This window comes from Microcoleus sp. AT8-A3 (assembly GCF_036705675.1).
In the GTDB taxonomy this organism is placed as follows: domain Bacteria; phylum Cyanobacteriota; class Cyanobacteriia; order Cyanobacteriales; family Microcoleaceae; genus Microcoleus.
This window is the reverse complement of record NZ_JAUBVD010000023.1, coordinates 1-11359: the sequence shown is the minus strand read 5'-3', so window position 1 is coordinate 11359 and position 11359 is coordinate 1. Positions and strand designations below refer to the sequence as shown.

7 protein-coding genes are annotated in these 11359 nt (G+C 48.4%); 4 read left to right on the top strand and 3 right to left on the bottom strand.

Annotation, left to right across the window (positions count from 1 at the left end; translation table 11 throughout):
- The first annotated feature begins 257 nt into the window (after window positions 1-257).
- Window positions 258-1061: a TPM domain-containing protein gene (locus QUB51_RS15330; protein ID WP_333058318.1), complete on the top strand. Its 804-nt coding sequence runs from the start codon at window positions 258-260 to the stop codon at window positions 1059-1061.
- Between the two features lie 235 nt (window positions 1062-1296).
- On the top strand, window positions 1297-1920 hold the full coding sequence (locus QUB51_RS15325) for a precorrin-8X methylmutase (protein WP_333058319.1): 624 nt from the start codon (window positions 1297-1299) through the stop codon (window positions 1918-1920).
- Between the two features lie 564 nt (window positions 1921-2484).
- Here QUB51_RS15325 and QUB51_RS15320 read toward each other — a convergent pair.
- Window positions 2485-3195 (bottom strand): phosphate ABC transporter permease, encoded by a 711-nt coding sequence (locus QUB51_RS15320; protein WP_333058320.1) that lies wholly within the window; start codon window positions 3193-3195, stop codon window positions 2485-2487.
- 305 nt (window positions 3196-3500) lie between these two features.
- Window positions 3501-4328, bottom strand: coding sequence for a 4-hydroxy-tetrahydrodipicolinate reductase (dapB, locus tag QUB51_RS15315; RefSeq protein WP_333208486.1), 828 nt, complete (start codon window positions 4326-4328; stop codon window positions 3501-3503).
- Between the two features lie 303 nt (window positions 4329-4631).
- Between dapB and QUB51_RS15310 the strand changes: the two genes are divergently transcribed.
- Window positions 4632-7154 (top strand): EAL domain-containing protein, encoded by a 2523-nt coding sequence (locus QUB51_RS15310; RefSeq protein WP_333208447.1) that lies wholly within the window; start codon window positions 4632-4634, stop codon window positions 7152-7154.
- A gap of 61 nt (window positions 7155-7215) precedes the next feature.
- Here QUB51_RS15310 and QUB51_RS15305 read toward each other — a convergent pair whose 3' ends face one another.
- Complete coding sequence (locus tag QUB51_RS15305; RefSeq protein ID WP_333261887.1) at window positions 7216-9105, bottom strand: pseudouridine synthase; 1890 nt, start codon at window positions 9103-9105, stop codon at window positions 7216-7218.
- A 437-nt stretch (window positions 9106-9542) separates the two neighbouring features.
- Here QUB51_RS15305 and QUB51_RS15300 point away from each other — a divergent pair, with 437 nt between their 5' ends.
- Window positions 9543-11225, top strand: coding sequence for a tetratricopeptide repeat protein (locus QUB51_RS15300; RefSeq protein WP_333261890.1), 1683 nt, complete (start codon window positions 9543-9545; stop codon window positions 11223-11225).
- The last annotated feature ends 134 nt before the right edge of the window (window positions 11226-11359 follow it).

Sequence of the window (11359 nt, the reverse complement as noted above, 5' to 3'; positions counted from 1 at the left end):
GCAATATCTGGGATCGATACTCACCCCGTCAGGAAATCGAGCTCTTGCTTAACGATGGTTGGCCCTGGATCGCAACTGCGCCCTCTACAGTTAATTGTCAGTCCCTTCCCTGTTCAAAACTTTCCTTCCCCGAACCCTTCCCCTTGCTCTCGGCTTCCTGTAAAGTAAATAATTGTAAAGAAATATGAGTTTTCTCTTATCCTCTGGTTAAGACCGCCAGCTAGCATTCACAATTAAGACCCGGATTATAAGTTCCTATGTCACAGCTTTTCCCGCGAAAATTTCTAGCCTCTGTTGCCGCATTTTTTCTGGCTTTGTCCGTGTGGACGATCGCACCTGCGGCCCACGCTTTCAACAACCCCGATTTGTTGCCGTCAACTCAGACGCCGATCATTGATTTAGCTAAAGCCCTCACGGATATTGAAGAACAAACTTTGGCAAAAAATTTAAAGGCATTTGAAGCCGAAACCGGCTGGAAACTGCGAGTGCTGACTCAGTACGATCGCACCCCCGGTTTGGCTGTCAAAAGCTATTGGGGGCTAGATGACAAGAGTGTGTTATTAGTTGCTGACCCGCGAGGGGGCAATTTGCTCAATTTTAATGTGGGCGACTCGCTGTATCCGCTGCTGCCGCGCACTTTTTGGGTGGAACTGCAAACCCGCTACGGTAATCAATTTTTTGTGCGGGACAATGGCGAAGATCGAGCGATTATTGAATCTTTGGAGTCCATAGAAGGCTGTTTGCGTCAGGGCGGATGCCGCGTGGTTCCCGGTTTGCCGAGGGAACAGTGGGTTCTGACGTTAATTACGTCGGTGGTTGGTGGCGTCATCTGCGGGTTTGCGGCTCAGCCTCGGAAGCCGGGACAGGTTGTGGCTTGGCAGTGGGCGCTGATTTTTTCGCCGCTGTGGGGCATTCTGTTTTTTGCTTTCGGACTGGGGCCGGTGGTGACTCGGACTTCTGACTGGTTGCCTGTGGTTCGGAATGTGTCCGGTTTTGCGATCGGAGTTTTGGTGGCATTCCTGACTCCGGTGTTGGGCAAATCTTCTTCGTCGGAAACTTAGGAATGAGAATTAAATAAAATCCACTTTTCATGTTTGTTGTGGGATGGGTGTCGGGCCCGTCCTTTCTGGGCGGGCCCGACGCCCGTCCCACAAGAAAAAAGGGAAATTATTTAATTGACGATCCTTAGTTGTCAGTTGGCAGTCAACAGTCAACAGTCAACAATCAACAGTCAACGAATGACTAAAAGCTGGTAAGCTGATACCTGACAACTCACAGGCAACAGCTATCCAACAAATGGAATGGCACGTAAGCGATGCCCAGAGTCTGGGATTAATCGATAACGAAATTGGCGACCACGGTTTTTCCGCGGCGGAGTACGAAATAGTCCGCCGCGTGATTTATGCGACTGCTGATTTTGAGTACAAGTCTTTAATTAGTTTTTCCGATCAGGCTTTGCAGGCTGGGGCGGCGGCTTTGGCTGCTCGAACTACGATTGTGGTAGATGTGCCGATGGTGCAGGTGGGCATTACGCCCTTGATCCAAAGTACCTTTGCGAATCCGGTTTACTGTTCGATGGAGGCTTTGACGCGCCCCCAAAGGGAAAGGACGCGGGCGGCTTGGGGGATTGAAACTTTGGCAAGACGCTATCCTGAAGGGATTTTTGTGGTGGGCCAGGCTCAAACTGCTTTGTCGGCGATCGTAGATTTGATTGAATCTGAGGAAATTCGGCCAGCTTTGGTGATTGGGACTCCTTCTGGGTTTGTGGGGGTTGATGTGGCTAAGTCGCGGCTGCACGATTCGATGATTCCTCACATTCGGATTGAGGGCCGCAAGGGGTCTGCGGTGGTGGCTGTGGCTATTGTTAACGGGCTGGTGGATTTGGCTTGGCAAGCTTACGGCCAAGAGGGGAACAGTTGATCGAGAAGTCAGTCGATTTTAGATTTTAGATTTTAGATTTTAGATTGACTCCACAGATGAATCTGAGAGCTTGAACTAATACTAAATTCGGGTTAGAAATCCCTTTTATAAGACTCGGCGGTTGAAACCGATCCTAGACTTGCCTTGCGTCTCTCTCTAAGAGACTAAAAAATAAAGGGGGTATTAGAGCCGGATTTGGGAGAATTCATGCTCTTTGAAGCCTCGATTTTTTTCTAGAGATACAGGAGTCATCCAAAATTTGGCAAGTTGCCGATCGCGCTTAGGAATGAGAATTAAATAACTTCCACTCTTGAAAGTGGGATGGGCGTCCCGCCCGTCATGAGTGGACGGGCAGGACGCCCATCCCACTATAACAATTAAAATTGTAAGTTATTTAATTCGCGATCCTTAACATGAATGTGGGCTGGTTCGCCTCGATCGGAACTAAAAAAGATGAAACTGTAGGGGCAAACCTGAAGAACCGTAGGCATTACGAGCTATAAGAGTGAATTTTGTCCTAAGTTGAAATTGCGATCGCTCTTAAATTTGTGGCTACGATGAATATTAATAATCAGCGGACGATCGCCTTTTTACATCTCTGCTTGGATTAGTGCGATCGCGGTCTTTTTTCCTGCCTTTTTTAATCTGTTGGCTCATTTCTACAAACAAATCTCTGCGTAAATAAGGATAGTCGCTCACCCACACGTCACGGCTGGGAATATAAATATCTGAAACTTTGGCAATTCTGCCTAAATCTTCTTGATTTGACATAATTAACATTAAAGCAGCTTGACCGGGGACAATTCCTTGGTGATCTTTCCGCAATGGAGCTCGAAGTGTAGTAGTAAATCCCGTTTTGTCACCAACTTCTAAGTTGATTCGTGGCTCTAGGTTGTCAACTATTACGAGTTGTCCTTTTTGATTGACTGTTTCTTCTTGACTTGTGACTTCATCTGTAATATATATATCCAAAACTCGTCCTTGCCAAAAACCGCAGTATTGATATTTGCGGCATTCTGCATTCCGCAAACTCGCCCACAAAATGGGCCCCCACAGCCAGTACAAACCAGCTATCAATCCGGTGATTAAAACTAGCGGCGCGACATCGGAACCGGCGAAGTTGTAGACTACCAGGAGGAAAACTACGCTGACTGCTGAGATTAACATTCGCCTCAAAAAATCGGGCGGTTTTCCCCAGATATATTTGTATTGCGCTCCCGTGGCGACGGCGGGAATTAGTTCTTGAAAGGTTTCGCGGGTTAAGGGAATTAGCATAGGAAGTTTGGCAACGAGCAATGTACGGGATGCAACGGCTGTCTGTTCGGAAGCTGATTATATTAAGGCATTTAACAGATTTAACTGATTGATGTTGAAGTCACAAATCAGAAGTTATATCATGTGCGATCGAGTGACCGCGATTAAAAGGGCGGGTTTTTGAGATTGTCAATTATTGGCTGATATTTTTCGTGAACCCGCCCCTACCGTATTAGGGGTAATCGACCGGACATAATATTAGAAGTCAGATTAATTCCACATTACCAATGACTAATGACTAATGATTAATGACTAATGATTAATGACTACAAGATTTTTTCCAGGCCGTAAACGAGCGATCGCAATTCAAGGACTTTGCGTATAGACAGCAAGACTCCTGGCATATAACAAGCTCGATCGCTGGTATCGTGTCGTAAAGTATAAACTTGACCGGCGCCGCCAAAAATTACCTCTTGGTGGGCAATTAAACCGGGTAAACGGATGCTGTGAATGCGAATCCCTTCATCGGCCAGTGAACCTCGAGCTCCGGCTAATTTTTCGGTTTCCTCAACTTCTGGCAGATTGAAAGTTTTTCCCATCTCTGCTAACATTTGGGCAGTTTGAATTGCCGTGCCGCTGGGGGCGTCGGCTTTTTGATTGTGGTGCAGCTCGATAATTTCTACGTGTTCAAAATACTGAGATGCCGTGACGGCGGCTTGTTGGAGCAAAACCATGCCGATCGAGAAATTGGGTACGATCAAACAGCCGATGCTAGCTTTATCGGCAAATTCAGCTAATTTTTGAATTTGCTCGCTGCTCAAGCCAGTAGTGCCGACTACCGGGCGAATGCCGTAAGCTATGGCCGATCGCACGTTTTCATAAACTGACGAAGGGTGCGTAAAATCTACCATCACGCCTAACTGCTTTTCCTGAGCTGCTAATACCAGCATTCCTTGCAAGTCGTCAGTGATGGGAACTTCTAACGGGCCGCATCCGGCTAATTCGCCGGCATCGGCGTTGAGGCACTCAGGAGAGCGGTCTACAGCCCCAAATAAGGTCATATCACTAGCATGGGCGATCGCCTTAATTACTTCGCGGCCCATTTTGCCTGCTGCACCGTTAACAATCACCGGAATCGGAAGTTGATTCGCCATAATCTCAAAAATATCCTGAAAGTTCGATCGACTAAATTTTAACGCTTGTGCGAATTTGGGGAAACAAGCAATGAAAGACAGGATTTGTCGGCAAATCTTCAAAAACCCGGTTCCCATTCGAGAAATACTTTGCCTGCATCGAGTAATTAGCTTAAAGAAACTCGGTTGCGGCACAAGTTCTGAAAAAATTACATTCAATCTCATATTAAGCTCAATTCTGTAAGAACAGACTTGTGCAAAGCTAATTTGCACCGACATATTTTTTCTGTGACTGCCAAATTCTCTCGAAATCTTCGATATGTCATGTCTGTGGCAACTGGCCTCAACCTGAGTTCTCAAAACCGACGGGTGAGGATTTTGCCTGCAATGCTTGTGGGCGCGACTGTAACGCTGCTGAATATGGGAGTTCGGCAGTTGGGAGGCCTGCAAAGCTGGGAGTTGGGGAGTTTTGACTCGTTAGTGCGCTTGCAGCCAGATTCCGGCCCGGATCCGCGACTGCTGGTAGTGGAAATTTCTGAAGCCGATATTCAAGCTTTGGGGAGATTTCCGGTTTCCGACGGTGCGATCGCTCAAACCTTGACAAAACTGCAAAAGTATCAGCCAAAAGTCATCGGTTTGGATTTGTACCGGGATTTGCCTCAAGCGCCGGGACACCAAGAATTGCTGGCAGCGCTGAAAGCACCGAATGTGGTGGCGATCTATAAATTGAGCGATTCAGAAAGTCAGGGAGTGCCTGCGCCTCCGGGGATACCGCCCGATCGAGTTGGTTTTAACGACTTCGTGCTCGATCCTGATGGTGTTGTACGCCGCAATTTGCTCTCAGTCTCGCAACCAGACAAAAAGATTGCTTTATCGTTTTCTATGCAAGTGGCTTTGCTCTATCTCAAAGACAGAGTACAGCAGAAAAATAGCGCTGTTCATCCCCACCAAATCGACTGGGGAAAGGCAGAATTTGTGCCTTTAACTTCTGACAGCGGCGGCTATGCAAATATTGACACCACAGGCTACCAAATTCTGCTCAAATACCGTTCTGGTAAGGATGTGGCGCGACAAGTCAGTATCAGGCAGGTATTGAACGGGGAAATTGAACCAAGCTGGGTTAAGGACAAGATTGTGCTGATCGGGACGACGGCACCGAGTACCAGAGATTTGTTTTTGACGCCTTACAGCCCGGTTAAAAAGCAAAGTCCGAAAATGCCGGGGGTGTTGCTGCACGCGCAAATGCTCAGCCAAATATTGAGTGCGGTTTTGGATGGACGATCGCTGTTTTGGGTATGGCCGGAATGGGCGGAAATTTTGTGGAACGGTGCTTGGGCGATGGTTGGCGGGGTTGTGGCTTGGCGGATTCAGCATCCTGCGAGGGCGGGATTGGCTGGGGGTGTGGGATTGATGGCTTTGTTGGGGATTAGTTATGGAATTTTTACCCTGGGTGGTTGGATACCGTTAGTGTCGCCGACTTTGGGTTTGGTGGTGACTGGTGTGGGTGTCAGTGCTTACAGGAAGCTTTACGATGCTTTTCACGATTCTCTAACGGGTTTGCCCAACCGGGATTTGTTCGTGGATTGCGTGGGGCGGGCGATCGCCAATACTAGGGGCCGCCACAGCCATCTGTTTGCGGTGCTGTTTCTGGATTTAGACAGGTTTAAGGTGATTAATGATTCTTTGGGTCATTTGGTGGGGGATGAACTGCTGATAGCGGTGGTGCTGCGGTTGAGGGCAAGTATTGGTCGCGCGGATACTGTGGCGCGGGTGGGAGGCGATGATTTTGCGATTTTGGTGAGGAATATTGATGTTGACAGTGCTGTGGATTTGGCCGATCGAATTCACAAAGCTTTAATTGTGCCTTTTGAGTTGAATGGGCAGGAGGTGTTTGTGACTGCAAGCATCGGGATTGCCCTGGGGGGCGAACCCGCTGCTACTGTCAGGGAACAGCCGGAACACTTGCTGCGGGATGCCCACACGGCGATGTACCGGGCGAAGGCTTTGGGAACGGGAAGGTATCAGGTGTTTAATGCTTCGATGCACGCTTTGGCGGTGGAGAGGTTGCAGTTGGAGACGGATTTGCGGATTGCCCTCAAGCGTCGGGAATTTTTGCTGCACTATCAGCCGTTTGTCTCTTTGGCAAGCGGGAGGATTATTGGGTTTGAGGCTTTGGTACGCTGGCAACACCCGCTGCGGGGTTTGATTGGGCCGATCAAGTTTATTCCGGTGGCTGAGGAAACGGGGGCAATTGTGCCGCTGGGTGAGTGGGTGTTGGAGGAGGCTTGTCGGCAGTTGCGGCTGTGGGAGGAAATGTTTGGTTTCGATCGAGCTTTGATTATGAGTGTAAATTTATCTGGGAAGCAGTTTGCTCAGCCGGATTTGGTCGATCGCCTGAAGGTGATTTTGGAAACAACGGGTTTGAGTGCCGAGAGTTTGAAGTTGGAGATTACTGAGAGTGTGGTGATGGAGGATGTGGAGTCGGCGATCGCGGTTTTGAAGCAGATGAAAGCGTTAAATGTCAAGTTGGGAATTGATGATTTTGGCACTGGTTATTCGTCGTTGAGTTATTTGAGTCGGTTTCCTACGGATACTTTGAAGGTTGATAAGTCGTTTGTGGGGCGAATGGAGCTCGAAAGCGAGGGGGAGAATGTGGCGATCGTGCGGACGATTGTGGCGCTGGCTCATGCTTTGGGTATGGATGTGATTGCTGAGGGTGTGGAGACGGCGGCACAATTAGCCCGGTTGAGGTCGATCGGCTGCGAATACGGCCAAGGTTATTTTTTTGCTAAGCCGTTACCCAGCGAGGCTGCGACTGCTTTGATGGCTTCCGATCCCCAGTGGTAGTTGTGGGTTATTAGTTATTAGTTATTGTACAGATAGTGATCGTGGCCCGATCGCCCTTAGCTCAAAATGGTGTTTCTGCCTGTAAGTGCAGCTTTTCTCCCAACTGCGGATGCTCAAACGAAAGTTCCCGCGCGTGCAAGTGTAGCCGCTTCGCAGCATCCCGACATCCGTAAAGTCGATCGCCCAAAATCGGTATCCCCAACCCTCGAACATCCGCTGCATGAACCCTCAATTGATGCGTGCGTCCCGTCAGCGGCAAAAACTCGACGCGATCGCAATTTCCCTCCCTCGTCATTACCTGAAAGCGAGTAACACTGGGCTTTCCGCACTCCCAATTGACTTGCTGGTAAGGGCGATTTTCTGGATCGCCCCAAAGTGGAAGATCGATCGTCCCCGCATCTATTTTTACAGTACCCGAAAGCACCGCTTCATAAACTTTGTGAACCTGCTTTTGTGCAAATTGCTGCCTGAGTTGACTGCTAGTTTCTTTGTCCCGCGCCAATAGCAAAATCCCAGATGTTTCCCAATCTAAACGATGCACAACTGTCAAATTTAAACTATCAAGTAACAAGTTACGCAAACGACTGAAAACACTATCTTGATTTTCTAAATAACGACCTGGGACTGACAGCAACCCTGAAGGTTTATTCACCGCAATTAACCATTTGTCTTCATAGATAATCGGTAGCATTTGGGTAACGGGCAAGATGCCCGTTCCACAAGAAATATTATTGCTTGTGGGGAGTAGGGGTTGGGCTTCTAGCCCGCTCGCAACGGGCAAGATGCCCGTTCCACAAGAAATATGATGATTTGTGGGGAGTAGGGGTTGGGCTTCTAGCCCGCCCGCAACGGGCAAGATGCCCGTTCCACAAGAAATATTATTGCTTGTGGGGAGTAGGGGTTGGGCTTCTAGCCCGCCCGTCAAACCCTCATTTATATTATTAGAAACAATCGGGTTTTGAGCCAATCCTGACAGCAAAAAACCCATCAACGGCTGACACCGATCGCCACAAGCACCATAAAATTCTCCCTGAATCTTATCGCCCGATGGCGGCCCCCACCAAAACTCAGCCATTGCCAGCGGTTTCAGATGGTGTACTGCCGCGTAGTGGAGCAATTTTGGCGCGCAACAGTCGCCGGTGCCAGTGGGAATAGAATTTGTTGGCATCAATGAGGAGATCGAGCTCGATTTCCCCAAAAAATTCATCAGAGTGTAAGCCGCGTGCATTTGCGTCTGAAGTTCGCGGGAAAGTTCTTTTCGCCGCTGTTTCAACGCGCGCATCCGCCGATCCGCAGCTTCAATTAATTGTTTTAGCGGCTGCAATGTTTCATCCCGCTGCCGTTTCAATTGCCTGCGTTCACTTTTCTCCAAACGGCTTTCTTTATTCAGTTGTTCCAGGGCAATCTCTAGCGTTTCTGCTGCGAGAGTTTGACACAGTAACTGGCGTTTTTCGTCTCGCTGCTGCTTGCAATTGCGATGCCGATCGCTCAAAACTTGCACTTGCAATTCAAACTCCCGAAATAAGGCTTCATACTCTTGTCGCTGCGGGAGTTGATTGAGTGCAATCAGTTCCTGTTTCATCGCCTCCAATTGAGTTAAGGTGCGGGCTTCCTCGAAAGCCACACGATCTCGTCCCGGAATCGGTGGCACCCACCCCTCAACAATGCTGCAACCGTTCAGCAGCCCGGAAAATGCTTTGAGTATCCCCTGTTCCCCCGAAGGCATCTCCACCAGCAATATGCCGTACATCTTCCCTTCGCGATCGTAGAAATCGTCAGCAGCAAGGTACTGCATCAAACCCCGGGCCAGATCCTCTGACATTCGAGTGCGCGGCAGTCTCAGCAGCTCGCCGCTTTGAGGACAACGGCCTTCGTACCAATAATTCGGCTGCGAGTCGATCGACTCCCAATGACAGTCCGTGACATCTAAAAGCGCGTGAAATTCTAACATATTAAATTTGGTTTGAAATCTGAATTAGGACATATCTGCTTGTATTCTGGATGCTTTCGGTCAATCGATTTTAGATTTTAGATTTTAGATTTTAGATTTAAGCATTGACTTGCGCGAGATAAATACGTTCGGCAAGTTTCATGGGATACAGGTTTTTGATTTCTGGACGGATGAATCACGTGGCGGGTATCCTGGATGCGGGAATTGTCAATCGAAAATCGAAAATCGAAAATCGACTGACCGTATTTTATAGGCGTGTACCGAAAGTGGGAAGGGTGCATAATTTTATACCGACTATAATTAAGTAAAAATGATTGGTTGCACCAAGCCTGATATGCTAAATTTGTTTCAAAACAGCAGCGAGATTAAGAAAAGCATAAGTTAATATATAAGACCGCAAGCTTGTTATCCAACTAAATTTTTTATGTGCAAGGCGTATGCCAGACCTCTCGACTTCGGCTCCTGAAAACTCCTCAAACCCCCAACCAGCTCTGCTGCCGCCGATTTTAAGAATTTTTGCAGCATTTCCAGATTACGATCGGGGCAATAGATTGTACGCATCGGGAAGGTACGAAGCGGCAGTCCTTTGCTACGGAAAAGCGGTTCAAATTAAGCCGGACTGGGCCCGGGCGTGGCTGAATCTGGGCAAAGCTTACAAACAACTGCATTCCTACGCAGAAACCGTAGCCTGCGCCGATCGAGCTACAGCAATTAATCCGGAAGAATACTGGGCTTGGATGCTGCGCGGCACAGGGCTGTTAAGTTTGCAAAATCACTCAGAAGCGCTCGCGGCTTTCGACACCGCAATTCAAATCAATTCAGAAAAGCACGAAGCTTGGTATCAGCGAGGCAGAGTTTTAGAGGAATTGCAGCAGTGGGATGCAGCAGCAACCTGTTACAAAAAAGCAACCCAACTTCATCCGAATTTGCCCGCCATGTGGTATCGGCAAGGCAACGTGTTGGTTCAAGCGGAGCGCTATCCTGAAGCCGTGACGGCTTTCGAGCGCGCGCTGAAACTCGTCCCGACTAATTGGGAAGCTTGGCTGAACCGAGGTTTGGCTTTGATGAAAGCGGAACGCTACGCTGAAGCTGTAACTTCTTACGATCGCGCCATTCAACTGCAACCACAAAATAGTCTGGCTTGGTTCAATCGCGGCATTGCTTCAGCAAAATTGCACAAATATGCAGAAGCGGTGACAGCTTACGATCGCGTACTGCAAATGCAGCCCAACGACTGCGAAGCTTGGTTTTATAAAGGAATGGCTCTCAAACACCAGTGGGCCGACGCGGCAATTGCTTGTTTCGATCGGGCAATTCAAATTAATTCTTTGTATCCCGAAGCATGGATCGGGCGCGGTCAAACACTGTCAGAATCGAGAGATTTTGAAGGGGCGATCGCTGCTTTTGACCAAGCCGTTCAAATTAATCCGAATTTTCCCGAAGCTTGGCTGGGTAGAGGCATCGCCCTAGCAGGATTGGAACGCTACAAAGAGGCAATTATCGCTTACAGTAATGCCCTACAAATTGAAGGTAATTTTCTAGAAGCTTGGAACTTGCGAGGCGAAGCTTTGGAAAAATTGCAGCAATACGAAGAAGCGATCGCCTGTTTTGATAAAGTAATCTCTCTGACTTCAGAAGCAGAAATTACATCAAAAGTAGGGTTGCAGCAAGGCGCAGCGCTGGAAAAATTGCAGCGTTACGAAGAAGCCGTCGCAGCTTACAACCGCGTAATTAAAATCGTGCCCGACAATTTTGAAGCTTGGTTGAAACGCGGCAACGCTTTGTCAAAATTGCAGCAGTACGAACAAGCTCTAGCATCATACGATCGAGCAATTACTGTCTGGCCGGACAACTATCAAGGCTGGGTGCAGCGAGGTGTGATTCTAGGGGAAATGCAGAACTATTCCCAAGCACTCGTCGCTTTTGACCAAGTGATTCAACTCAAGCCAGACAATTGGGAAGCTTGGGCGCAGCGGGGCGACGTTTTGCAAAAATTGCAGCGAACTCAAGATGCCATTAGCTCTTACGGAGTCGCCCTCGAAATCAAACCCGATTACTACGAAGCTCTAGTTAGTCGAGAAGAATTGAGACTCAAGGGCACGATGTCAGGAAAGTGGTGAGGAATGAGAATTAAATAACTTACAATGCGTGATGGTTATTGTGGGATGGGCGTCCCGCCCGCCCTTTCTGGACGGGCGGGACGCCCATCCCACAATAACAATTAAAATTGTAAGTTATTTAATTGGCGATCCTT